Annotated in this window: 21 protein-coding genes and 1 pseudogene; 6 read left to right on the top strand and 16 right to left on the bottom strand. The window is 44.2% G+C overall.

Annotation, left to right across the window (positions count from 1 at the left end):
- Window positions 1–3 precede the first annotated feature (3 nt).
- On the bottom strand, window positions 4–3,048 hold the full coding sequence (locus F897_RS06250) for a DNA translocase FtsK (RefSeq protein ID WP_005234305.1): 3,045 nt from the start codon (window positions 3,046–3,048) through the stop codon (window positions 4–6).
- 238 nt (window positions 3,049–3,286) lie between these two features.
- Between F897_RS06250 and trxB the strand changes: the two genes are divergently transcribed.
- The 3 genes from trxB (at window position 3,287) to F897_RS06230 (ending at window position 5,898) form a co-directional block, all read left to right on the top strand.
- On the top strand, window positions 3,287–4,246 hold the full coding sequence (gene trxB / locus F897_RS06240; RefSeq protein WP_004783272.1) for a thioredoxin-disulfide reductase: 960 nt from the start codon (window positions 3,287–3,289) through the stop codon (window positions 4,244–4,246).
- A gap of 83 nt (window positions 4,247–4,329) precedes the next feature.
- Window positions 4,330–5,061 carry a leucyl/phenylalanyl-tRNA--protein transferase gene (aat, locus tag F897_RS06235; RefSeq protein WP_004783274.1) on the top strand — a complete coding sequence of 244 codons (732 nt, stop codon included), beginning with the start codon at window positions 4,330–4,332 and terminating at the stop codon, window positions 5,059–5,061.
- A 21-nt stretch (window positions 5,062–5,082) separates the two neighbouring features.
- A complete protein-coding gene (locus F897_RS06230) occupies window positions 5,083–5,898 on the top strand; it encodes an arginyltransferase (RefSeq protein ID WP_005234302.1) in 816 nt (271 codons plus the stop codon).
- Between the two features lie 27 nt (window positions 5,899–5,925).
- Here F897_RS06230 and rimI read toward each other — a convergent pair whose 3' ends face one another.
- The 7 genes and pseudogenes from rimI to F897_RS06195 all read right to left on the bottom strand — a co-directional run bounded on the left by rimI (window position 5,926) and on the right by F897_RS06195 (window position 13,848).
- Complete coding sequence (gene rimI, locus F897_RS06225; RefSeq protein ID WP_005234300.1) at window positions 5,926–6,384, bottom strand: ribosomal protein S18-alanine N-acetyltransferase; 459 nt, start codon at window positions 6,382–6,384, stop codon at window positions 5,926–5,928.
- Between the two features lie 113 nt (window positions 6,385–6,497).
- Window positions 6,498–7,380: pseudogene (locus tag F897_RS06220) on the bottom strand (metal-dependent hydrolase).
- Between the two features lie 233 nt (window positions 7,381–7,613).
- Window positions 7,614–8,804: an elongation factor Tu gene (gene tuf / locus F897_RS06215; RefSeq protein WP_004781663.1), complete on the bottom strand. Its 1,191-nt coding sequence runs from the start codon at window positions 8,802–8,804 to the stop codon at window positions 7,614–7,616.
- A gap of 93 nt (window positions 8,805–8,897) precedes the next feature.
- Window positions 8,898–11,033 (bottom strand): elongation factor G, encoded by a 2,136-nt coding sequence (fusA, locus tag F897_RS06210; RefSeq protein WP_005234297.1) that lies wholly within the window; start codon window positions 11,031–11,033, stop codon window positions 8,898–8,900.
- A 131-nt stretch (window positions 11,034–11,164) separates the two neighbouring features.
- Window positions 11,165–11,635: a 30S ribosomal protein S7 gene (rpsG, locus tag F897_RS06205; protein ID WP_004783282.1), complete on the bottom strand. Its 471-nt coding sequence runs from the start codon at window positions 11,633–11,635 to the stop codon at window positions 11,165–11,167.
- Window positions 11,636–11,815: 180 nt separating this feature from the next.
- On the bottom strand, window positions 11,816–12,190 hold the full coding sequence (gene rpsL, locus F897_RS06200; RefSeq protein WP_004783283.1) for a 30S ribosomal protein S12: 375 nt from the start codon (window positions 12,188–12,190) through the stop codon (window positions 11,816–11,818).
- Window positions 12,191–12,345: 155 nt separating this feature from the next.
- A complete protein-coding gene (locus tag F897_RS06195) occupies window positions 12,346–13,848 on the bottom strand; it encodes an EcsC family protein (RefSeq protein WP_005234295.1) in 1,503 nt (500 codons plus the stop codon).
- 275 nt (window positions 13,849–14,123) lie between these two features.
- Between F897_RS06195 and F897_RS06190 the strand changes: the two genes are divergently transcribed.
- A complete protein-coding gene (locus F897_RS06190) occupies window positions 14,124–15,353 on the top strand; it encodes a beta-ketoacyl synthase N-terminal-like domain-containing protein (RefSeq protein WP_005234293.1) in 1,230 nt (409 codons plus the stop codon).
- A gap of 23 nt (window positions 15,354–15,376) precedes the next feature.
- Window positions 15,377–15,829, top strand: coding sequence for a CopD family protein (locus F897_RS06185; protein WP_005234291.1), 453 nt, complete (start codon window positions 15,377–15,379; stop codon window positions 15,827–15,829).
- 61 nt (window positions 15,830–15,890) lie between these two features.
- On the opposite strand, the gene F897_RS06180 is transcribed toward F897_RS06185, so the two are convergent.
- The 4 genes from F897_RS06180 to F897_RS06165 form a co-directional block, all read right to left on the bottom strand.
- Window positions 15,891–17,324: an amino acid permease gene (locus tag F897_RS06180; protein ID WP_005234288.1), complete on the bottom strand. Its 1,434-nt coding sequence runs from the start codon at window positions 17,322–17,324 to the stop codon at window positions 15,891–15,893.
- A gap of 152 nt (window positions 17,325–17,476) precedes the next feature.
- Window positions 17,477–17,839, bottom strand: coding sequence for a RidA family protein (locus tag F897_RS06175; protein ID WP_005234286.1), 363 nt, complete (start codon window positions 17,837–17,839; stop codon window positions 17,477–17,479).
- 20 nt (window positions 17,840–17,859) lie between these two features.
- Window positions 17,860–18,990, bottom strand: coding sequence for an alanine racemase (alr, locus tag F897_RS06170; protein WP_005234284.1), 1,131 nt, complete (start codon window positions 18,988–18,990; stop codon window positions 17,860–17,862).
- A gap of 35 nt (window positions 18,991–19,025) precedes the next feature.
- Window positions 19,026–20,285, bottom strand: coding sequence for a D-amino acid dehydrogenase (locus F897_RS06165; protein ID WP_005234282.1), 1,260 nt, complete (start codon window positions 20,283–20,285; stop codon window positions 19,026–19,028).
- A 140-nt stretch (window positions 20,286–20,425) separates the two neighbouring features.
- Between F897_RS06165 and F897_RS06160 the strand changes: the two genes are divergently transcribed.
- Complete coding sequence (locus F897_RS06160; protein ID WP_004783295.1) at window positions 20,426–20,893, top strand: Lrp/AsnC ligand binding domain-containing protein; 468 nt, start codon at window positions 20,426–20,428, stop codon at window positions 20,891–20,893.
- A 124-nt stretch (window positions 20,894–21,017) separates the two neighbouring features.
- Here F897_RS06160 and lysM read toward each other — a convergent pair whose 3' ends face one another.
- The 4 genes from lysM to fabD form a co-directional block, all read right to left on the bottom strand.
- The gene (lysM, locus tag F897_RS06155; protein ID WP_005234280.1) at window positions 21,018–21,527 is read right to left on the bottom strand and encodes a peptidoglycan-binding protein LysM; all 510 of its coding nucleotides are present in this window, start codon (window positions 21,525–21,527) and stop codon (window positions 21,018–21,020) included.
- Window positions 21,528–21,709: 182 nt separating this feature from the next.
- Window positions 21,710–21,946, bottom strand: coding sequence for an acyl carrier protein (gene acpP / locus F897_RS06150; RefSeq protein WP_004783299.1), 237 nt, complete (start codon window positions 21,944–21,946; stop codon window positions 21,710–21,712).
- Between the two features lie 86 nt (window positions 21,947–22,032).
- Window positions 22,033–22,767, bottom strand: coding sequence for a 3-oxoacyl-ACP reductase FabG (fabG, locus tag F897_RS06145; RefSeq protein WP_004783301.1), 735 nt, complete (start codon window positions 22,765–22,767; stop codon window positions 22,033–22,035).
- Window positions 22,764–23,750: an ACP S-malonyltransferase gene (gene fabD / locus F897_RS06140; protein WP_005234277.1), complete on the bottom strand. Its 987-nt coding sequence runs from the start codon at window positions 23,748–23,750 to the stop codon at window positions 22,764–22,766. Before fabD ends, fabG begins: the two co-directional genes overlap by 4 nt.
- Between the last annotated feature and the right edge of the window lie 162 nt (window positions 23,751–23,912).

The following is a 23,912-nucleotide window of genomic DNA, read 5'->3' as shown; positions in this document are numbered from 1 at the left end:
GATTTAAACCAGAATCTCACGCTTACCATTGGCACCCATTGAGCTGACAATGCCATTTTCTTCCATCTGGTCAATGATCCGTGCAGCACGGTTATAACCTAGACTGAATTTACGCTGCAAAGATGAGGTTGATGCTTTGCGGGTTTCCAAAACAAAAGCCACACACTGGTCATACAGCGCATCTCGATCTGATCCGCCATCTCCACCATCTTCAAAGCCGCGACTAGACGGTTCTTCATCGAATGGAGTCAGGATCTCATCCACATAGTTTGGTGCACCACGTTCACGCCATGCATCACAGATTCGGTTCACCTCATCATCGGCAATAAAGGCACCGTGTACGCGCTCAGGCTCAATTTTACCCGGGCCGAGGAACAGCATATCACCATGACCTAGCAGGTCTTCTGCACCACCTGCATCGAGAATGGTACGTGAGTCAATTTTCGAGTTCACACGAAGTGCGACACGTGTTGGAATATTCGCCTTAATCAGACCGGTGATGACATCTACCGATGGACGCTGAGTGGCCAGTAACAGGTGAATACCAGCAGCACGGGATTTCTGTGCCAGACGGGTAATCATTTCTTCAGCTTTCTTACCGACCTGCATGATCATATCTGCGAACTCGTCCGCTACGATCACAATTGAAGGTAGTGGTGTCAGACGTGGCGCACGCTCCCCTGCCACAGACTCACTGGCTTTCCAGGTTGGATCAAATAGCTCTTCACCATTGGCAAGCGCCTCTTCCACCTTACGGTTATAATCACTGAGCTTACGAATTTTCAGGAAGGACATCAGCTTATAACGGCGTTCCATTTCATTCACACACCAGTTCAAGGCACTGACCGCATCTTTCATATCAGTCACGACTGGCGTTAACAGATGTGGAATATCGTTATAGTTGGCCAATTCAAGCTGTTTTGGATCGATCAGAATTAAGCGTAACTGATCAGGTGTGTATTTTAATAGCATCGATAGAATCATCGAGTTAACCGCCACCGATTTACCAGAACCTGTAGTCCCTGCTACCAGCATATGCGGTGCTTTACCCAGTTCAGTAATTACCGGATTACCTGAAATATCCTTACCCATGGCCATCGACAAAATGCCATCGGGATCATTGAATTTTGGAATCTGTACCAGTTCAATCAAACGCACCATTTCACGGCTGCTGTTCGGAACTTCAATACCGATATAAGGCTTACCTGGAATAACTTCGACTACACGTACTGAAGCCATTGACATCGAACGGGCCAAGTCACGTGAAATATTAGTGACTTTGGAAGCTTTCACACCAGGTGCAAGATCCAGTTCAAAACGTGTCACGACTGGACCTGGTTGAGCTTCGACTACTTTGGCTTTAACGTTAAATTCCTGAAGTTTGATTTCCAGAAGTTCTGATAAACGGGATAATTGCTCTTCAGTGAAATTCACTTTTTTGTTCGGATCAACTTTATCCAGCAATTCCAGACCCGGCAATGGTGACAGGTCTTTACGGCGCTCAGCGACCTGCATAGCACGTGACATTGGACGACCAGCGGCATCCGTCAGTGGCGCATCGAAGTCAAACTCGTCTTCCTCCTGAGGCTTACCGGCAGTTTCATGCCAAGCTTCAATAAATTCTTCTTTGGACAATGCTTCCCGAACTGCTGCATTAGTCGCTGCGGTTTGAGCTGTTGTCTCTACACGCTGAATCGGTGCCTGAACAAAAGCAGAAGACTGGGCATAGCTTGATGCACGTACAGGTGCGGGTTTTGGCTCATCAGCTTCAACCAGCAAGTCATCCAGATCATCAAAGTCCGCTTCCAGGCTGGTATTTTTAACCGCATGTGCAGCCATGAGCGGAGCAGCAGTGGAACTGACCGTTCCAGCATCTTCTACAATTCTGAGGGATTTTTCAGCTGCTGCTGAATTGAACGGGCTATGCACATCCGTTGCGGTTTTACCTTGCGGAACTGCTGCCAATAACTCATCAAAAATTTCATCATCATCCCAGTCCAGATTATTCTTAGCTGTAGCGGATGATGTTACTTCATGAGCACTGTGATTTGTTGGTGTAGCTGCAAATGCGTCAGGAGAAAATTCGGCCTGCTCTTCTTCTGCAGCTTTAAGTAAAGCATCGATATCCTGCTTGTGACGCTGGTCTTCATTGGAATGTAACGCACGCCACACCTCTCCTGTTGCCACCACACGATCCGGCTCTGCTATTCGCGGTGCTGCCTGTACAGGTTCTGTAACTGATGCCTGTACAGGTTCAGAGATATCTTCTTCATAGTGGTGAGGCTGGTGCGATTCTTTATCTGCAAAATCCTCAAACAGGCGCTCAGCGACATGATCGCGAACTACAGGATCGACTTCTACCAGATTATGTTCAGGTGCGGCAGTGACTGGTACTGTCACTTTTTTGGCAGCTGTTTTTACTGCTTCTTTTTTAATAACAGGTGCAGTACGGTCAAAATCCGACATACCTTCTGGCACATTACGGTAGAACAGGTCTTGCAGATAAGCAGGCGTTGCCTTGAGACTGCTCCAGGTCTTGTTCCATTTCACACCAAATGCCAAGGTAAATAGAACCACCCAAAGCACAAGCAAGAAAAAAGCTGCGCCATAGACAGTTAATAATTGTTCAAGACTTTGGCCCAGCTCATAGCCAATAATGCCGCCTGAAGAATTGTCCAGCGTATCAGCTGGAACTTGCCAGAATAGAAACAGCAATGCTGATGTGGTCAATAACAGGAAGAATTGGGCAGCATAACGGAATGGACGGTTCAGGAAGCTGCGCGGCCACCAGACCTGGATTGCTTCCATAAACAGATACACAGGGATCAGCAGGCTTGCCCAGCCGAGAAAGCCAAATAACAGGTCTGAAATCCAGGCCCCCGCAACCCCACTCGCATTTGAAACTGTCTGCGTATCACTAGAGATATGCATCCACCCCGGATCAAATGGTGTATAGGTCACTGTTGCAAGAAACAGATAAATCCCAAATGAGACTAAAAATAATGTCATTACTAAGCGCTGTGCATAGGCACTCGACACCGCTGTCATATACTGTCCTGTAACCAATTCTTCATGAATATTCTTTTGCTGGTATGCTTCAAAAAAAGCGTCGCAATAAAATGCATATTATGCACCTGTTGCATCAAAAAAGATGCATTATTGTGTACTTCTTCTATATAGCCTAAATCGATTTCGATGATCAATAATATCGACTTTAATCTCACACCACTGTTATACAGTTTCACGTATAATTCAATAAATTTCTAAATAAAAAAGGATACAGCGAATGAGCGCACGTCACTCACGACTGATTATTTTAGGTTCTGGCCCTGCTGGCTATAGCGCAGCAGTCTATGCAGCGCGTGCAAACTTAAAACCGACTCTGATTGCAGGTCTGCAACTGGGCGGTCAATTAACCACAACGACTGAAGTAGATAATTGGCCTGGCGATCCTGAAGGTCTGACTGGTCCAGCTTTAATGGAACGTATGCAGGCTCATGCAGAACGTTTTGGTACTGAAATTGTCTATGATCATATCAATGAAGTTGATCTTAATGTTCGTCCATTCGTCCTCAAAGGCGATATGGAAGAGTTTACTTGTGATGCCCTGATCATTTGTACTGGCGCAACTGCGCAATACCTGGGTCTGGAATCAGAAGCTGCATTTATGGGTCAAGGCGTGAGCGCGTGTGCAACCTGTGACGGTTTCTTCTATAAAGAACAAAAAGTGATGGTTGTAGGCGGTGGTAATACCGCTGTTGAAGAAGCGTTATATCTCTCTAACATCGCTTCTCATGTGACTCTGGTCCATCGTCGTGACACGCTACGTTCTGAAAAAATCCTGCAAGACCATCTTTTTGAAAAAGAAAAAGAAGGCAAAATCAGTATTATCTGGAATCATCAGGTAGAAGAAGTGTTGGGTGATACCACTGGCGTCACTGCGGTGCGTTTAAAATCTACTCAAGATGATTCAACTCAGGATGTTGAAGTTTCGGGTCTATTTGTTGCTATTGGTCATAAACCTAATAGCACCATGTTCGAAGGCCAGCTAGAACTGCGTGATGGCTATATTCAGGTGCAAAGCGGTACCGCAGGGAATGCCACTCAAACCTCTATCCCGGGTGTATTTGCTGCAGGCGATATTGCAGACAGTATCTATCGTCAGGCGATTACTTCTGCAGGTTCAGGCTGTATGGCGGCACTGGATGCAGAAAAATATCTTGATGCCATGGGCAAATTAGACTAAGCAGCGAAAATAAAAAGACCGTCCATCATGGGCGGTTTTTTTATGTATGATAAAAACAGTCTATTACAAGATCAGGGTTCTGCATGCATCTTCTTCCTCCTTCACAGTACATTTTCCCCAATCCTGAAGAAGCGGATCTTGAAGGCGAAGGCCTGATTTGTATCGGTGCAGACCTCTCCCCTTCTACTTTGTATGAGGCCTATACCCATGGTCTGTTTCCCTGGTTTTCTGAAGGTGATCCGATCTGTTGGTGGAGTCCGGAACCACGCTGCATTATCCGGCCAGAGGATTATCATCCAAGCAAATCGCTACTTCGAAGCATGAAAAAGCAGGATTATAAAATTACGGTGAATCATGCTTTTGAAAGAGTGATCCGTTCCTGCTCATTGCCTCGCGCTTATGCAGATGAGACCTGGATTAGTGAAGAGATCATTCAAGGTTATTGCGACATGTTTGATGCAGGTTATGGTTATAGTATTGAGGTTTGGGATGAAGATCGCGTAGTAGGTGGACTCTATGGGGTAACTATCGGCAAGGGCTGCTTTGGTGAATCCATGTTTAGTACCCAAACCGATGTTTCTAAAATGGCTTTTTATACACTGATGCTGATTGGCAGAGAAAATCAGCTACCCTGGATTGACTGTCAATTGGTGAATGATCACTTGATGAGTCTAGGTGCCTGTACAATTTCTCGCCTTACATATCTTAAATCGTTACAAGATGTGATAAAACAGCCTGCGATCAATTGGAAAAAGTATCAAGACGGTGTATTTTCAAGTAAAACAATAGCGCAGTCTGCGCGATTAAGTGAATGAAAATAACAGAGGGCACTTGTTATGAACTCTTATCAACCACAGTCCCTGCTGAACGATTTACAGTATTATATTACGCCGCCGCATGACTGTAGCTATCTGCCGAACAAGTCCGCGCGCATGGTTTTTCTTGATCCAGCGCACCGTATTGATGTAGTGACGCTGTCCGAGCTTTCTCGTACCGGCTTCCGTCGTAGTGGTGATTTTGTCTATCGGCCTGAATGCCACCTGTGCCGTCAATGTTTATCTTCACGTATTCCTGTTCATGAATTTCAGATGAACAGCTCGCAAAAAAAAGCCTGGAAACGTAATCAGGATTTGACGGTTAAAATTACCCATCCTGAACAGGCCACAGATATACATTATGCCCTCTATGAACGTTATATTAATGAACGCCATGCAGATGGTGATATGTATCCACCTAGCCGTGACCAGTTCGAAAAGTTTTTACTGCAAAGCTGTACCGATAGTTTCTTTCTGGAATTATGGAAAGATGATCGTCTGATCAGTGTATCGACTTGTGACCTGCTCGATGATGGCGTTTCAGCGGTGTATACTTTCTTTGACCCTGATGAGAACCGCCGTTCCCTTGGTGCCTTTGCAATTCTGAAACAGATTGAACACACTCAAAAACTTGGTTTGCAGTTTGTCTATCTAGGCTACTGGGTTCCACATTCAGCCAAAATGAACTACAAGTCTCAATACCTGCCACTTGAATTATTGATCGACGGGCAATGGCGCCGATTAAACCGCACCCTTACCCCGGTGGAGATTGAACATCTGGGAAACTCCTTGATGACGACTTTGCCTAGCGGATGGAATAATCCCATCATCAAGTAAGTTATTCGTCAAATAAAAGCCGGAATATTATTTAAACAAGCTGGCAAAATCGTCAGTACAAGACTTCACCATAATAATGGCATGTTCCCGAGTGCCATTCGTATTCGGATAATAGTTCTTGCGCAGGTCAATCTGATGAAAACCGGTTTTTTCATACAATTTAATCGCAGTAGTATTGCTTTCACGTACTTCCAGAAAGATCTGTACCGGATTATTTTTCAGCAACTGGATGGATTCATCTAATAGCTGATAACCCAATCCCTTACCCTGTTGCGCAGGATCAATCGCCATCAGTAATAAATTGGCTTCATCCAATACTGGCTGTAAAATGCAGAACCCTACGACCTGCCCTGCCTGCTCAATCACAGTGCTTTGATAGGCAGTAACAGCATCTTCAAATTCTTTAAAGGTCCAGGGATGGGATTGTACTTTGGTTTCAATCTTGGCAACGGCTGGTACATCCGCAGCTTGCATCAAACGAATCATCTTCGTTCATCTTATCTAGAATTAACCTCCGCATTATAAAAACTTTATTTAAAAAATCGAGCAAAAAAATGAGCAACTTAGGTTGCTCTTCAGTCTTTTAATCTAGTTTCAAATTAAAGGCCCAGTTTTTGTTTCCAGCTTTGCAATAAGCTATGGGTGTCATGATCATTTGGATGAAAACCAGGTTTAAAGTACATCAACATTTCTTTGCCCATACCGGTAATAATTCCTTTAGATGGACTATAACCATAAGTATAGATTTCTTTTAAAGATTGAAGGCTTAACTGACGGTCTTCTTTCAATAAACGCAATACGAAGTAGCTTTGTACAAAGAATAGCGTGACCATCGCTGCAACCAGTGAAGTGGTACGCAGTAGATAAGATTTTAAACCTTTACCGAAAACACCTTCGAATACATCATAGGCCACGGCCTTATGTTCATTCTCTTCAATTGCATGCCAGAGCCACATGGTTTTCATGGTGTCATCTTTCATCAATTCCTGAATATGCTGATTGGTCAGTAACTGAGATGCAATGGTCGCAGTAAAATGTTCTAGTGCAGTCGTCGCAGTGAGGTCGACCATTTCCTGGGTAATACCAACTGGCTTACCGACTGCCGCAAAGATTTTGCGTGCAGTTTGAATGACTCGGTCAGTATAATGATCTAGCGTATCAACGTCATGGCCATGGCATTGCGCTGAGGCATTAAAGCCAACATGTTCCTGGGTATGCATGGCTTCCTGACCAATAAAGGCAGAAATTTCTTTTTGCAATGCTTCATTGTCTTTAATTGCTGGATGCTGACGTACAGCGCGAACAGAATCAATAAAGAATTTTTCGCCTGCCGGGAATAATGCAGAGAGTGCAGTCATAAAGTGAGTCAGTCCTGCTGAACCATTCATCCAGTACTCTGGCACTTGATCAAAAATCAAAACTCATACGACGTACCGGAAAACTTGCGCCTGCACGGTTGGTAATTTTCACTTGAGCATTCATACACTTACTCCCATCAGTTCTATATAGAGCTGAAATCTAATTATTAAAATTCTTATAATTATATTACTGCGTTGAATTTTTCACATAAGGGCAGATAAGGTCAGTGAAATATCACTTAAGGACAGCTTGTAAATATATTGTTAGACAATTTAAATATACTTGAAAATAAGTAATTTAAATTTACAGATATAAAAAAAGCGTCCCAAAGGGACGCTTTTTTACACAATCAGCGATTATGCAGTTACTTTAGCAACTACACCAGCACCAACTGTACGACCACCTTCACGGATCGCAAAACGTAGACCTGGGTCCATTGCGATTGGGTGGATCAGTTCTACTGACATTTCTACGTTGTCACCAGGCATAACCATTTCAACGCCTTCTTTCAAAGAAATCGCGCCAGTTACGTCAGTTGTACGGAAGTAGAACTGTGGACGGTAACCGTTAAGGAATGGAGTGTGACGACCACCTTCGTCTTTAGAAAGTACGTATACTTCTGCATCGAATTTAGTGTGCGGTTTGATAGAACCTGGTTTAGCAAGTACTTGACCACGTTGTACGTCTTCACGTTTAGTACCACGAAGCAAGATACCACAGTTCTCACCAGCACGGCCTTCGTCAAGAAGTTTACGGAACATTTCAACGCCAGTTACAGTAGTCTTAACTGTGTCTTTGATACCCACGATTTCAACTTCTTCACCAACTTTGATGATACCAGTTTCAACACGGCCAGTTACAACTGTACCACGACCAGAAATTGAGAATACGTCTTCGATTGGCATCAAGAATGCTTGGTCGATTGCACGTTCTGGTTCTGGGATGTAAGAGTCAAGCGCTTCAACAAGAGCTACAACTGCGTCTTCACCGTATTGACCAGCTTCACCGTTAAGTGCAGCAAGTGCTGAACCACGGATTACAGGAGTGTCATCACCTGGGAAGTCGTAAGTAGAAAGAAGTTCACGAACTTCCATTTCAACCAGTTCAAGAAGCTCTTCGTCGTCTACAAGGTCGCATTTGTTCAAGAATACAACGATGTAAGGTACACCTACCTGACGAGAAAGCAGGATGTGTTCACGAGTTTGTGGCATTGGACCGTCAGTCGCAGCACATACAAGGATCGCGCCGTCCATCTGAGCAGCACCAGTAATCATGTTTTTAACATAATCGGCGTGGCCCGGGCAGTCTACGTGAGCGTAGTGACGAGTTGGAGAATCGTATTCTACGTGTGAAGTATTAATTGTAATACCACGTGCTTTTTCTTCTGGTGCAGAGTCGATTGCAGCGTAGTCTTTCGCTTCACCACCGAATTTTTTAGCACATACAGTTGCAATCGCAGCTGTTAAAGTTGTTTTACCATGGTCAACGTGACCGATTGTGCCCACGTTAACGTGTGGCTTATTACGTTCGAACTTAGCCTTAGCCATGAGATCTTCCTTTTTGAACTGCTCATGCAGGATCACTGCATGAGCGCTTGGTTTTTAACTATGAATTAGTTTGGGCTTATAGTAATCGAAAGATTACTCGTCGTCACCTTTTTTACCGCCAGACTGGAACTTAGAAATGATGCCGTCAGCCACGTTACGTGGAGTTTCAGCATATTTAGCAAATTCCATAGAGTAAGTCGCACGACCTTGAGACATAGAACGCATATGAGTTGCGTAACCAAACATCTCAGCAAGTGGAACTTCAGCTTTAATTGCTTTAGTACCACCAGGTAAATCGTCCATACCCTGAACCATACCACGACGACGGTTTAAGTCACCCATGATATCGCCCATGTAGTCTTCTGGAGTTTCTACTTCAACTTTCATGATAGGTTCAAGAAGAACAGGATCTGCTTTCATGAAACCGTCACGGAAGGCATAAGAACCAGCCATCTTGAACGATAATTCGTCAGAGTCGACATCATGGTAAGAACCGTCGAACAATGTCGCTTTGATGCCAACTACTGGATAACCAGCAAGGACACCATTCTTCATACGTTCTTGGATACCTTTGTCAACTGCACCGAAGAATTCTTTAGGTACCACACCACCTACAACTTCTTCAGCGAATTCGTATTCTTTACCAGCTTCAGGATCAAGCGGTTCTAAACGTACATATACGTGACCGAATTTACCTTTACCACCAGTTTGACGTACGAACTTACCTTCTTGCTCAACAGTCTTTTTGATTGTTTCGCGGTAAGCAACCATTGGTTTACCAATGTTCGCTTCAACGTTGAATTCACGTTTCATACGGTCAACGATGATGTCAAGGTGAAGCTCCCCCATACCAGCAATAATTGTTTGACCAGATTCTTCGTCAGTACGAACGCGGAATGATGGATCTTCCTTAGCCAAACGACCTAAAGCGATAGACATTTTTTCTTGGTCAGCTTTAGTTTTTGGTTCAACAGCCAATGCAATTACTGGCTCTGGGAATTCCATACGTTCTAGAGTGATGATGTTTTTCTCATCACATAGTGTATCACCAGTAGTTACGTCTTTAAGACCTACACACGCAGCGATGTCACCAGCACGGATTTCTTCAACGTCTTGACGATCGTTCGCGTGCATTTGCACGATACGGCCGATACGTTCACGTTTAGATTTAACCGGGTTATAAACAGAGTCACCTTGTTTAAGAACACCAGAATAAACACGTACGAAAGTTAAGTTACCTACGAATTTGTCGTTCATGATTTTGAACGCAAGCGCAGAGAACGGAGCTTCGTCAGATGCTTCACGAGTCGCTTTAGTTTCAGCTTTGTCGTCAAGGATACCTTCGATTGCTTTAACTTCAGTAGGAGACGGCAAGAATTCAATTACTGCGTCCAACATACGTTGAACACCTTTGTTTTTGAACGCTGTACCACAAAGCATTGGTTGAATTTCACAAGCCAATGTTTGAACACGAAGACCAGTAACGATTTGCTCTTTAGTCAAATCGCCATTGTTCAGGTATTCATCCATTAACTCTTCAGAAGCCTCAGCAGCAGCTTCAACCATGTTTGTACGCCATTCTTCAGCAGTTTCTTGAAGATCAGCAGGGATTTCGCCGTACTCGAACTTCATACCTTGTGAAGCTTCGTCCCAAATGATCGCTTTCATTTCGATCAGATCGATAACGCCTTGGAAGTTTTCTTCAGCGCCAACAGGGATTACTACAGGTACAGGGTGCGCACCAAGACGTGTTTTCATTTGTTCAACAACACGGAAGAAGTTTGCACCAGTACGGTCCATCTTGTTCACGAATGCTAAACGAGGCACTTGGTATTTGTTAGCTTGACGCCATACAGTTTCAGACTGAGGTTGTACACCACCTACAGCACAGTAAACCATACATGCACCATCAAGAACACGCATAGAACGCTCAACTTCGATTGTGAAGTCAACGTGTCCCGGGGTATCAATTACGTTGATACGGTGTTCTGGGAACTGCTTAGACATACCTGACCAGAATGTAGTGGTAGCAGCAGAAGTAATGGTAATACCACGTTCTTGCTCTTGCTCCATCCAGTCCATTGTTGCTGCACCATCATGTACTTCACCAATTTTGTGAGATACACCTGTGTAGAACAAGATACGTTCAGTAGTTGTGGTCTTACCCGCATCGATGTGCGCAGAAATACCAATATTACGATAACGAGAAATTGGGGTTTGACGAGCCATGATTTCTTGCATTCCTAAATTTTGTTGTTTAAAACAGGACGCTTTAAGCTGCTGGGCAGCTTAAAGCGATTCGATGACAAAACAGCGAAAACTGGCTCATCATCCTCCTGAATAGGGGCTGTTTTAACCGCTTAGAAGCGATAGTGAGAGAAGGCTTTGTTGGCTTCAGCCATACGGTGCACATCTTCACGTTTTTTAACCGCTGCGCCTTTACCTTCAGCTGCATCAAGCAACTCGCCAGCAAGACGTAAAGCCATAGTTTTTTCAGAACGCTTAGCAGCAGCATCTACTAACCAACGCATAGCCAAGGCAGTACGACGGGATGGGCGCACTTCCATAGGTACCTGGTATGTAGCACCACCAACACGGCGTGCTTTTACTTCGACCATAGGACGAACTTTTTCAAGAGTAGTCTCGAAAAATTCAACTGGGTCTACTTTAGATTTTTCTTGAACGCGGTCTAAAGCACCGTAAACGATACTTTCAGCAATAGATTTTTTACCATCTTGCATTACGTGGTTCATGAATTTAGCGATTGTTTGGCTGCTGAACTTAGGATCCGGAAGGATTTCACGAGCAGCGACTACGCGACGTCTTGGCATTTTAAAACTACCTATAAATATGACACTTCAGGTTAATCCAGCAGTAGCACAAAGTGTCGTGTGCATTCGCTGGCCTTACTACACGTCGCTTGAATTTTCACAAAATTAAATGCAGAAATCAGACAAGCGAGACGATAAAGGATTGCAGTTCTAGCGAAATAAGAACTTAATCTCAAAAGATTATTTCTTAGGACGTTTAGTACCGTATTTAGAACGAGCTTGGTTACGATCTTTAACACCAGCACAGTCTAAAGAACCACGAACGGTATGGTAACGTACACCTGGTAAGTCTTTAACACGACCACCACGGATAAGAACAACACTGTGCTCTTGTAGGTTATGGCCTTCACCACCGATGTAGCTAGAAACTTCGAAACCTGAAGTTAAGCGAACACGGCAAACTTTACGCATTGCTGAGTTAGGTTTTTTAGGTGTAGTTGTGTAAACACGTGTACAAACACCACGGCGCTGTGGACAAGCCTTCAACGCAGGAACTTTAGATTTTTCAACTAAAGTCGTACGACCCTTACGGATCAACTGATTTGTTGTTGCCATGTGGCAATTCTCCCGTTAATAAAAAGCCCCAAAAAAATACTACTTTTTGAGGGCATGCAATTGTATGTCAAGATGCAAAATCGGTCAATATGCCGGAGTCAGGCAAAATACGATCGCATCTCGACTTTAAGCGTTTATTTTATGGCGAAAATCACTTATTTTTTCGATTTCGTGGCAGCATTTTTTGCAACATCTTCCGTAGTTTCCTCAGCTTGCGTTTGTTTGTCTGCAGTCTCGGAGTTTTCAGGCTTGTTTGTATCCGTCTCTTCTTCAGCGGCTGCCTGTAACATTTCTGTGTCATTTTCCTGCAAGCCGAGCTCTTCTTCCAGTGCTGCATCTGCATCAAAAGAATCTTTTGGAATAGCCGGTTTTTGTTCCTGTTTAGCATCGGCGTGTTCAACCAGTTTATCGGTCAATTCATCCAGACCTTCACTGACCTTTTCATCTTTTTTCACTTCAGCTTCTTCCGGGCTCAAGCTTTCCTGCTCTTTCTTAATCAGTTTGACTTGCTTGATAGTTTGATTGCCTTCAATTGGGATTTCTTTATCCAGAATTGGCTTATCTTTATCAGCGGCTGAATGATCAAGATTTTCTATCAGCTTCGGGGTCGCCTGCTGGAGCAGGTCAACGGCTTTTTCATAGGCAGCATATGGCGACAAACCTAGATCCTGATGCTGCTGTAGATACTGACGGGCATGAGAGAATACTTCTTGTGCTTTCTGGTTCACATCATTCACAAAGCGATGACTATAGACTGCACCAATACCTGCACTCGCCAATGGAGTCAATTTGGTTAGCTGCTCTAATAAAGATAGTTTCGGGAAATGGTTCATCCATTCCCACTTCATGCTACCATCCTGATTGCTGAGCCATTTTTTCAGTGTTTCCACATCATTGCTTGATCCAAGCATAGTCTGCAACTGGGAAAGGTCATGTGTTTTCAAAGTACTGCTCAGCGCTTTAAGCCCCATCAACAGCGCCTGTTTTTCTGCAATCAGACTGAGATCAATCTGTCTAAAGATATGCTGTACAATTTCCTGATCGTCTTCCTTGCTCAGGTCAAAACCATAAGAACGTCCCACTTGATAGATAGTACGCAGTGCCATCAGTAAAGAAGCTGGAATATCAATCGCAGTTCCCAATACCCCAGTGACACCACTTACAGCGCCTTGTACCGTCGCCATCCATTTATTTTGTTCAGCAAATGCCTGAGAAATGCGTTGAGAACGCGTAGTGTCCTGAGTTAGTTCTTCCAGATCCTTCGCCCCTGCTTCATTCAGGATGGCATCAACCGAACTCATCTGGTTGCTGAACTGATTCAGGTGATTATAAAAGTAGTCAGATACTTTGTCGGCCAGCTGGGGAGAAACAAAATGCGCGACATTATTCACGGTATTAAAACGACGGCCCAGCAGCTGACGGGAAACATTTGGAAGATGTTCGCGTAGCATGTCTTTGGGATTTTCATATTTTTTTGAAGCAAAAGGGCTTTTGACTTTTGCCGAGCCGTCAACAGCATGATCGGTATTGAAGGTTTTAGTCACAGAATCTGGTGCAACATGATTTAACAGTTCCAAACCTGTTGAACTGAACTTTTTCGCCACTCCAAAGGCATTCGAAATCAGACCATTAGATTGTTTATTATTAGCATTTACCATTTTTTACCTCAGCATACACGTGCTTGTATTTGGTATAAATACTAGGTGTAGTCAGCATTTATCTCAACCTTATTCTGTTTCATTTAGTAAAAGCTCTACACAGTACTTTATAAATTCAACCTACTGTCACACGGCATAACATTTGCCATAAGATTTCAAAAATCTTTCTGCTATGATGTTCTGCATTGTGAAATAGGGGTTAGCGCTATATTTTGCTGTCTTATCAACGCCAGATATCTCCCGCTGCCCCAGAGATAAACTATAAGGATCTGTAGATGAAACGTGTTGTCATCACTGGTATGGGTATTAACTCGTGCATTGGTAATACATTAGAGGATGTGAATCACTCTTTACAAAACGGGATTTCAGGAACACGTTTTAATCCGACTTATGCTGAACTGAATTTCAAGAGCCATGTTAGCGCTGCTGCTGAACAGGATTTTGATGGTATTGACCGTAAGCTGAAACGCTTTATGGGCGTGTGTGCAATGTATGCCTACAATGCTGCTGTGGCTGCTGTTGAACACGCTGGCTTAAAACAGGAAGATCTGGCGAATAATCCACGTTATGGTATTGCGGGTGGTTCAGGTGGCAACTCGACAGCATCTGTAGTAGAAATGACAAAATTGCTGGAAGAAAAAGGTGCGCGTAAAGTTGGCCCATTCTTCGTCCCACGTAACATGTCAAATACCATTACTGCGAACGTCGGTGTGGCATTCAAATTACAAGGGATTGCACACTCGATTACCAGCGCCTGCGCAACTTCTGCCGATGCCATTGGTTATGCTTACAACCTGATTCAATTAGGCAAACAGGATTTAATGCTTGCCGGTGGTGGTGAAGAAGATCACTGGTCTCAAAGCCTGCTGTTTGATGCGATGGGTGCATTGTGCTCTAAATACAACGACACACCTGAAACAGCTTCTCGTCCATATTCAGCAGACCGTGACGGTTTCGTGATTGCTGGTGGTGGCGGTTTTGTGGTGCTTGAGTCACTGGAACATGCTCAGGCACGTGGCGCGAATATTCTGGCTGAAGTTGTGGCTTATGCAGCTAACTCTGATGGTGCTGACATGGTTGCTCCATCTGGCGAAGGTGCAACACGTTGTATCCTGATGGCTCTAGAAGAAGCTAAACAGCATGGCGTAGATAAAATTGACTATGTGAATACACATGGTACTTCTACTCCAGCGGGTGATGTTACTGAACTTAAAGCCATGGCACGTGCCTTCGGTGAAGGTCAGGTTCCTCCACTCAGCTCAACTAAATCTATGACAGGTCACAGCTTAGGTGCTGCAGGTGTACAGGAAGCAATCTACTCTATCCTGATGATGCAAAATGACTTTATTGCACCAAACATCAACGTGACTGAACTGGATGAAGGCGCAAAACCATTTGATATCGTACTTGAAAAACGTGACGCAAAATTGAATACTGTGATGAGTAACAGTTTCGGTTTCGGCGGCGTAAATGCTTGTCTCGTTTTCAAAAAATGGGAAGGCTAAGCCGCCCATTTTAGGGTGACTTGATGGATGCTCCTTCTGATGCTTTCTTGTGGGTAAAAGCATTACATATTATTGCTGTGGTTTGCTGGTTCGCTGCTTTGTTCTATCTGCCACGGCTTTATGTCTACCATGCCATGAGTGAAGATGTCGTAAGTCATCAACGCTTTGAAATTATGGAACGCAAGCTGTATCGCGGGATTATGTGGCCAGCCATGGTCGCCACGCTGATAACAGCACACTTTCTAGTCGATTGGGGTGATGCAACGCGTCATTACCATGAAGCCTTATGGTTCTATCTGAAAGTCGGCCTGGTTGGCTTGCTAGTCATTTACCATTTGATATGTGGTTATTATCGTAAGAAACTGATGGAAAATGCCCATTACAAGTCACACAAGTTCTGGCGCTTCTTTAATGAAATGCCAACGCTGATTTTATTTGCTGTGGTGATTTTAGTGGTTGTAAAACCTACTTTCTAAAATTCCCTAAAATTAAAAAATCCCCGATTGATCGGGGATTTTTTATGTCTGCACTTTATTCTCAGGAGAGAATTTGCTGATGTTTACGAAGACGTGGTTTATACAAAGTATGATAGGTAGTAAACAGAATCACCAACCACAGCGGACTAATCATCAGTGCCTTCATGGTATCTGCTTCCAGACTTAAAACAATTAAGGCAAAGAACAAGAAGATCAACACCAGATAGGACATCCAGATTCCGCCCGGCATCTTGAAGGTCGAAGTGGCATGTTTTTCAGGTTGCTGTTTACGGTAACGGATATAACACACCATAATCAGCCCCCAGATACTGATAAACAGAATCACACAGAGTGAGCTGGCCAGCGTAAAGGCTTCCATCGTGTTCGGCACAAAATACTGGAAAGCTGCACCCGCCATAATAAAGGCACAGGAAAATAACAGACCTTTAGCCGGAACTGCACGACTTGAAAGCTCAGCCAAAGCCTGGGGTGCCTGACCATCACGTGCCAGACCAAACAGCATCCGGCTGGTAGAGAACACGCCACTGTTCATGGAAGACATTACAGAAGACAGCACCACCAGATTCATGATAATGGCTGATACGGGAATACCGGCATGCAAGAAAAGAGTCACAAAAGGACTTTGATCAGCAGGAATTTCTACCCACGGCGTTACAGACATAATCACCAGCAGAGACAATACATAGAACAGGATGATTCGTGTAGGAATCGCATTCACTGCTTTAGGCAAGTTCTTTTCCGGATCCTTGGTTTCAGCCGCCATCGTACCCAGCAGTTCCACACCTACGAAAGCAAACATCGCAATCTGGAAGCCGGCAAGAAAGCCCATAGTGCCCTTAGGGAACATACCATTATAGGCCCAGACATTGGTCAGGCTGGCAGCCGATCCACTTGGTGCCTGGAAGTCGCTGAAGATCATATATCCGCCAATCACAATCAGGCCCAGAATCGCCAGAATTTTAATCAGGGCGAACCAGAACTCGATTTCACCAAACAGCTTCACGGTCAGCAGGTTAATTCCCAGTACCAGCAATACACAGCCCGCACTGATCATGGCCTGCCCCATGGGTGTAAAAGCCATATCGGGTGGCAGCCAGAAATTCAGATAATTGATAATTGCCGCTAAGTCGGCAATACCGACCAGAATCCAGCCCAGCCAGTACGACCAGCCAATATAATAGCCAGCCCCCGGACCAATCAGGTCATGCGCCATATCAATGAAGGATTTATAGTGCAAATTGGATAACAGGATTTCCCCTAATGCACGCATCAGGAAAAAGAACATGGCTCCAATAATCATATATATAAACAAGATTGAAGGCCCTGCCAGTGCAATCGTTTTACCAGAACCCATGAACAGGCCTGTACCAATGGCACCACCAATGGCAATTAACTGCAAATGGCGGTTAGAGAGCTTACGTTGTAATTCATGGGGAGATGATGATGCATCATCTTTAGAAGAGACTGTATTCATATTCGGTTCCTTTTTCACATCAAGCCTTCGCTTATCTGATCGGATTTCTTCCTGAAATCCTGATTGCAGATGCAGTTTCATTTAATGGATTAAATGATCAGGCCTGATATGCTTACAAAATCAAGTTGGGAGATATAAAAATCTGAAACAACTTAAGGGAGCGCTGCAATCACTGCAATTTCAATTAACCAGGCGGGATTCACCAAATCCGCCTGAATGGTTGCGCGTGCTGGTGTACCACATCCCTCGAGCCATTCAATCCAGAGCGCATTGACGGTTTGAAAGTCTTCCAGGTTTTTAACAAAGAGCTGTGCAGATAACAGACGGCTTTTGTCTGTACCTGCCAGTTTAAGGAGTTGATCAATCTTCATGAGCACTTCACGTGTTTGACCATGAATATCCAGACTGATGCTGTCAGGCACCTGCCCTGACAAATACACGGTTTGATTATGAATGGTGACAGCACTCATCACCTGATTGCTGTTCAAACGCTGAATATCTATATGTTCCGTCATAATTTTATCCTCTCTTATTTCTAATATTTGTTTAATCTTAAACTTTCAATCTGCACGGGCACACGTTGGGTGATGGCACACATCAGCTCATAGCCAACCGTACCCGAACCCGCGGCTACTTCATCAATCGGTAATACTGTGCCGTGAATGGATTGTCCCCACAGCACAACTTCGCTACCAATCTGTGCATCCGGGACAGAATCCAGATCAACCGCCAGCATATCCATACTGACGCGACCAATCGTTTGGGTTCGAATCCCATCTACCAAAACCGGTGTTCCAGTTTGTGTGATTCGCTGATAACCATCCGCATAACCACAGGCCACAATTCCAATCTGCATATCCTGCCCAACTATAAAAGTAGAGCCATAACCGATGCTGTCTCCTGCCCGAACCTGCTGAATTGCGATCAGTTCGCTACGCAGAGTCATGGTCGGCTTTAAGTTCCAGTGATCAATCGTATGGGCGGGATAGTCAGGTGAACTGCCGTAAAGCATGATGCCGCTACGTACAATGTCTGACTGTATATGCTGATGATGGCGCAGAATGGCGGCACTATTGCTGAGTGAGGTTTTGCCCGGCAGATTTTGAATGGTTTCGATAAAGACCAGTTGTTGATGTTCAATACCTTCCTGTCCAAGTCGCATGCCATCCGCATCGGAAAAATGTGTCATATGACTAATAGAGCGTACTTGCTGAATATTTTTTAATTCCTGAAAAGCGGAAGGATACTGCTCAGGTAAAAAACCGAGCCGGTTCATTCCGCTATTCATTTTTAAAAAGACATCAAACTGTACGTCTGGCTGTAATTGGACAAAGGTTTTTAACCATTCCAGTTGATGCTGGGCATGAATTGCAAAACCCATCTCATACTTGGCGCAGTCGAATAAATCTTCAAAGCCAAAAATGCCTTCCAGCAACAATAAGGGCTTGTCACAGCCCAAGGCACGCAAACGCTTTCCTTCAGTAAGATCCAGAAAGGCAAAACCATCAGCACTTTTTAATGCGGCATAAACCCGCTCTATGCCGTGCCCATAGGCATCAGCTTTAACTACTGCAAAGACCTGGCTTTGAGGTGCGCAGGAATGTGCAACTTGCAGGTTATGTTGCAATGCCTGTTGATGAATAACCGCGTGTATTGGACGTGGCATAAATTTCTTCCCTGAAACTGATAATCCTTAAAAGCTTAAGCAACCTGCTGATAACGATTCAGCGACAAGCCTTCAGTACTAATTTCAGGTGCTTGACCCAGTACCAAATCACTGATCAGCTTTCCTGAGCCACATGCCATGGTCCAGCCCAGCGTACCGTGTCCGGTATTCAGGAACAGATTGTTAAAGCGTGTCGGTCCAATAATTGGTGTGCTATCTGGAGTCATTGGACGTAAGCCGGTCCAGAAACTGGCCTGCGCCATGTCACCACCCGGGAACAGGTCACGAGTGACCATTTCCAAGGTTGCACGGCGATCCTCATTCAGGCCCAAATTAAAGCCTGTTAGCTCTGCCATACCACCGACACGGATACGCTGATCAAAACGAGTCAATGCAATCTTGTAAGTTTCATCCAGCACAGTCGATTGTGGTGCATGAGTCTGATCCACAATTGGAATGGTCAATGAATAACCTTTGACTGGATATACCGGCAGATCCAGGTGTAACGGCTTCAGAAAATCACGGGAATAGCTGCCGAAAGCCAGTACATATCTATCTGCGGTCAACACCTGACCATTGACCAGTACACCTTTAATCTGGTCGCCTTCAAATAGCAGTTTTTCAACATGCTGGTTAAACTTGAATTGTACGCCCATGCCTTTGGCGTAATTGGCCAGTGCATTGGTAAACAGGTAGCAATCACCGGTTTCATCATTTGGCAGATGCAAACCACCCACCAGTTTATCTTTAGCTTCTGCCAGTGCCGGTTCAACTTTGGCTAGCTGCTCACGATCCAGCAACTCAAAATCCACGCCGGTTTCTTTCAGCACTTCGATATCACGTTGCACTGCATCGAGCTGTGCTTCCTTACGGAAAATCTGCAACGTTCCTTTAGAACGGTTTTCATAAGAGATGCCGATATCACGACGTAGATTACGTAAACAGTCACGGCTATATTCAGCGACCCGCACCATACGTTCTTTATTCACTGCATAATGCTGAGCATTACAGTTTTTCAGCATCTGGGCCATCCACTGTAGCTGCCACAGACTACCATCAACATTAATAGCCAATGGTGCATGATGCTGAAACATCCACTTCACTGCTTTAAATGGAATGCCAGGTGCTGCCCACGGTGTCGAATAACCAGGAGAAATCTGGCCTGCATTGCCAAAACTGGTTTCTTCAGCTGGACCTGCCTGACGATCAAGGACAGTCACTTCTGCTCCCTGCTGCGCAAGATAGTAGGCACTTGTTACACCAATGACACCACCACCTAATACAATTACGCGCATGACATTACCCTCAATGACATTTATAGTTTATTTCACCAGTATATTTTTGGATCAATAGTGAATTTCACTGTTTTAAACTGATATATTCAGCAAATCCACTAGATTTTTCGCGTCATTTTTAAAAATTAAGGGAATAATAGATGCGTAAATTAGACCGCATTGATCGCATGATTTTAGATATCCTGCAGCGCGATGGGCGCATTGCAATCAGTGAACTCGCCTCCCGAGTCAACCTCTCCACCACACCCTGTTCCGAGCGGGTCAAGCGACTGGAACGCGATGGAATCATCATGGGTTACCATGCCCGGCTCAATCCGGAAAAACTGGAAAAGAACCTGCTGGTGTTTCTGGAAATCAAACTTTCTGCCAAATCGGGCGATGTATTTGAACAGGTCGCGCGTGACTTAAGTGAAATTCCTGAAGTACTGGAATGTCATCTGATCTCGGGAGATTTTGATTATCTGGTGAAAGCACGCCTAAAGGAAATGAGTGCTTACCGGCGTCTGCTTGGGGATTTATTAAAAAAGCTCCCCTCTTCTGCTTCCTCACATAGTTATGTGGTTATGGAAGAAGTAAAGGAAAGTTCATATCTGGATGTAGGAATCTAATTCTGACAAGGGTTCAAGTGGTAGATACAACAAAACCCCATAAGGGGCTTTGTTGTGAACCGTTTATCTGAATTAGATAAGTTTAAAATAAAATTTTATTATTTATATTGATGATTATCTAAAACTAGGCAGGAATACGTAGTACCTGACCCGGGAAAATATCATCCGCATTTTTTAGTAAAGGGCGATTTGCCTCGAAAATCTTGTTGTACTGGTTGGCATCACCATAAAATTCTTTCGAAATTTTAGATAAGGTATCACCCGATTTAACCGTATAGAACTTACTTTGAGGTTCCGGATTCGCTACAGTCAGCTGGTCATCTACTTTAGCAACATGATCAACATTTCCTACTGCTAAAATAATCTTTTCACGATCCGCCTGACTTTGTACCTGTCCGCGTACGGTTGCCAGATCTGAGGTTGAGTTATAGCTGATCGACAATCCTGTAATTGGCAGTCCTAGGCTTTTAACATGGCCTAATAATTTGTTCGCTATTTCCTGTGCAGAAGGTTCAGCCGATGCTGCTTTAGGTGCAGCGGCAGGTGCCTGTTGAGTTGCTGCCGGTGTTTGTTGTGGCTCCGCAGCTGCAGTGTTCTTTTTACCAATGCCTTTTACAAAATCAAAAAGACCCATAGTGGACTCCATTCTTGTTATTCATCAGATCATTCTTATTTGTACAAGGAAAGCAGCAGATACAAAGTTAGTCATTGGTAAGCAAAAGGTTATCGATTGTAAAATCACCCTATCTCTATTCTATAGGTACAAAAAAACCACCTTGCGGTGGTCTTTAGGTTCAGCAAAGCTGAAAATCAGTATTAACCAAGTTTTTTAGTAACATAGTCAATAGCAGATTGAACAGTTGTGATTTCATTAGAATCTTCATCAGGAATAGTGATGTCGAAGTCATTTTCGAAAGACATAACAAGTTCAACTAGGTCTAGAGAGTCAGCACCTAAGTCATCCATGAAAGATGCTTCGTTTTTAATCTCTTCGACTTTGATACCAAGTTGTTCTGCAACCGCTTGTTTAACGCGTTGTTCGATATCGCTCACAGGAATTCTCCTCATTGCTTGTGGCGTTTTTAATGCCGTTAGTTTAATTGAATCTATAAAATTTGGAAAGTTAATACATGTGCCGTTTAGCTCATGTATAAACCACCATTAACGTGAATGACTGTACCTGTAATGTAACTGGCTTTGTCCGATGCCAGGAAACTTACGGCATTCGCGATATCTTGTGGATCACCTAAACGGTTTAAAGCCACTTGATCACTCATTTTTTTGCGAATTTCTTCACTTAACTGTTCAGTCATTTCAGTTGCGATAAAGCCAGGTGCAACAGCATTGACTGTAATCTGACGACTACCCATTTCTTTAGCCAGACTGCGACCAAATGCTTCAATACCTGCTTTGGCAGCTGAATAGTTCGCCTGACCTGGGTTAGCAAAATGCGCCACCACAGAACTGATATTAATGATACGGCCGAAACGTGCCTTGGTCATACCTTTCAGCACACGTTTAGATAAACGATAAACGGCTTTCAGATGGATGTTTAAAATATCATCCCAGTCGTCTTCCGACATGCGTAATAACAGGTTGTCTTTGGTAATACCGGCATTATTCACCAGTACCAGCACAGGACCATAGTTTTGCTCAATATCGCTGACCAGTGCATCAATCGCAGCACCATCACGTACATCTAGAACTTTACCGGCACCATTTTCAGCAAATTGTGCGTTAAGTTTCTCTGCACCCGCTTCAGAAGTCGCAGTACCTACGACAAAATAACCGTCTTGAATTAATTGTTGTGCAATTGCAGCACCAATGCCGCGGCTTGCACCTGTCACCAAGGCAACTTTACGTTCCTGTGTCATGCAATTTTCCCTTCTGCCACCAATACGGTGTTCAACGCATCTTCCAGACGAGATTGAGTATCTAATGGAAGTGCTTTTTCGATATTCGGTAAACGTTTTGCCATATTGGCCAGTACATTACCTGGGCCACATTCTACAATGTACTCAACGCCTTCATCTTGAAGGAATTGTAGTGTTTTAGTCCATTGTACTGACTCATACAGCTGCTCAGTCAAAGCCTGACGAAGTTCAGTCACGTTCGCAGCTGCTTTTGCGCCTACATTTTGTAATACAGGTATGCGTGGCATCTCAATGGCAGTTTGTTCCAAAGCTGTTGCAAACTGCTCAGCGGCAGGTTTCATCAGTGAACAATGTGAAGGAACTGAAACTGGCAGTGCAATCGCTTTACCGCCATTTTCTTTGGCCAGTACCATCACGGCTTCTACGCGTTCTTTATTACCAGCAACTACGACTTGCCCCTGAGCATTATAGTTGGCTGCTTCAACTGAACCTTCGCCTGCTGCTGTTGCTTGTGCACAAAGCTCGATCACTTTGGCATCATCTAGACCCAGAATCGCCGCCATTGCACCTACGCCTTGAGGTACAGCAGTTTGCATCAACTTACCACGCAGGTTCACTAGCTTGACTGCATCACCCAGACTTAAAGCACCCGCTGCAACTAACGCGCTGTATTCACCGAGTGAATGGCCCGCCATATATTTTGGTGCTACTCCACCCAGCTCTAACCATACACGCCATAAAGCGATTGATGCTGTTAATAGTACCGGTTGAGTAAATTCGGTTTGATCCAGACCTTCACCCGTCTGTGCAATCTGCCACAGATCAAAACCCACCGCTTCAGATGCTTCAGCAAATGTATCGCGGATACCACTAAACTGTTCTGCAAGTTCAGCGAGCATGCCGACTTTTTGTGAACCCTGACCTGGGAACACAAATGCAGTTTTAGTTGCTTGAGCTGCTTGTTCGAGTTGTTTAGCAGACATAAATAAAATCCTTTCATTCAAGAGGTGCGAATCTTTTCTTAGACCTGAAAATTAGCCGATCAGATCACCTTACCCATTGTGGAGCGCAATTTAACACGTAATTTTGGCTTGGGTAATTGCCAAATACAACAAAAACCGCGACTTCACATGACGACCGCAAAA

This window comes from Acinetobacter variabilis, assembly GCF_000369625.1.
Lineage (GTDB): Bacteria > Pseudomonadota > Gammaproteobacteria > Pseudomonadales > Moraxellaceae > Acinetobacter > Acinetobacter variabilis.
Note: the sequence above shows the minus strand (reverse complement) of the source record. Positions and strands in the feature narration are given on the sequence as shown.

Bases quoted from the DNA above. Each gene is read 5' to 3' on its own strand.
- F897_RS06250 (WP_005234305.1), bottom strand. From the start codon at position 3,048: ATGACAGCGGTGTCGAGTGCCTATGCACAGCGCTTAGTAATGACATTA.
- trxB (WP_004783272.1), top strand. From the start codon at position 3,287: ATGAGCGCACGTCACTCACGACTGATTATTTTAGGTTCTGGCCCTGCT.
- aat (WP_004783274.1), top strand. From the start codon at position 4,330: ATGCATCTTCTTCCTCCTTCACAGTACATTTTCCCCAATCCTGAAGAA.
- F897_RS06230 (WP_005234302.1), top strand. From the start codon at position 5,083: ATGAACTCTTATCAACCACAGTCCCTGCTGAACGATTTACAGTATTAT.
- rimI (WP_005234300.1), bottom strand. From the start codon at position 6,384: ATGATTCGTTTGATGCAAGCTGCGGATGTACCAGCCGTTGCCAAGATT.
- tuf (WP_004781663.1), bottom strand. From the start codon at position 8,804: ATGGCTAAGGCTAAGTTCGAACGTAATAAGCCACACGTTAACGTGGGC.
- fusA (WP_005234297.1), bottom strand. From the start codon at position 11,033: ATGGCTCGTCAAACCCCAATTTCTCGTTATCGTAATATTGGTATTTCT.
- rpsG (WP_004783282.1), bottom strand. From the start codon at position 11,635: ATGCCAAGACGTCGCGTAGTCGCTGCTCGTGAAATCCTTCCGGATCCT.
- rpsL (WP_004783283.1), bottom strand. From the start codon at position 12,190: ATGGCAACAACAAATCAGTTGATCCGTAAGGGTCGTACGACTTTAGTT.
- F897_RS06195 (WP_005234295.1), bottom strand. From the start codon at position 13,848: ATGGTAAATGCTAATAATAAACAATCTAATGGTCTGATTTCGAATGCC.
- F897_RS06190 (WP_005234293.1), top strand. From the start codon at position 14,124: ATGAAACGTGTTGTCATCACTGGTATGGGTATTAACTCGTGCATTGGT.
- F897_RS06185 (WP_005234291.1), top strand. From the start codon at position 15,377: ATGGATGCTCCTTCTGATGCTTTCTTGTGGGTAAAAGCATTACATATT.
- F897_RS06180 (WP_005234288.1), bottom strand. From the start codon at position 17,324: ATGAATACAGTCTCTTCTAAAGATGATGCATCATCATCTCCCCATGAA.
- F897_RS06175 (WP_005234286.1), bottom strand. From the start codon at position 17,839: ATGACGGAACATATAGATATTCAGCGTTTGAACAGCAATCAGGTGATG.
- alr (WP_005234284.1), bottom strand. From the start codon at position 18,990: ATGCCACGTCCAATACACGCGGTTATTCATCAACAGGCATTGCAACAT.
- F897_RS06165 (WP_005234282.1), bottom strand. From the start codon at position 20,285: ATGCGCGTAATTGTATTAGGTGGTGGTGTCATTGGTGTAACAAGTGCC.
- F897_RS06160 (WP_004783295.1), top strand. From the start codon at position 20,426: ATGCGTAAATTAGACCGCATTGATCGCATGATTTTAGATATCCTGCAG.
- lysM (WP_005234280.1), bottom strand. From the start codon at position 21,527: ATGGGTCTTTTTGATTTTGTAAAAGGCATTGGTAAAAAGAACACTGCA.
- fabG (WP_004783301.1), bottom strand. From the start codon at position 22,767: ATGACACAGGAACGTAAAGTTGCCTTGGTGACAGGTGCAAGCCGCGGC.
- fabD (WP_005234277.1), bottom strand. From the start codon at position 23,750: ATGTCTGCTAAACAACTCGAACAAGCAGCTCAAGCAACTAAAACTGCA.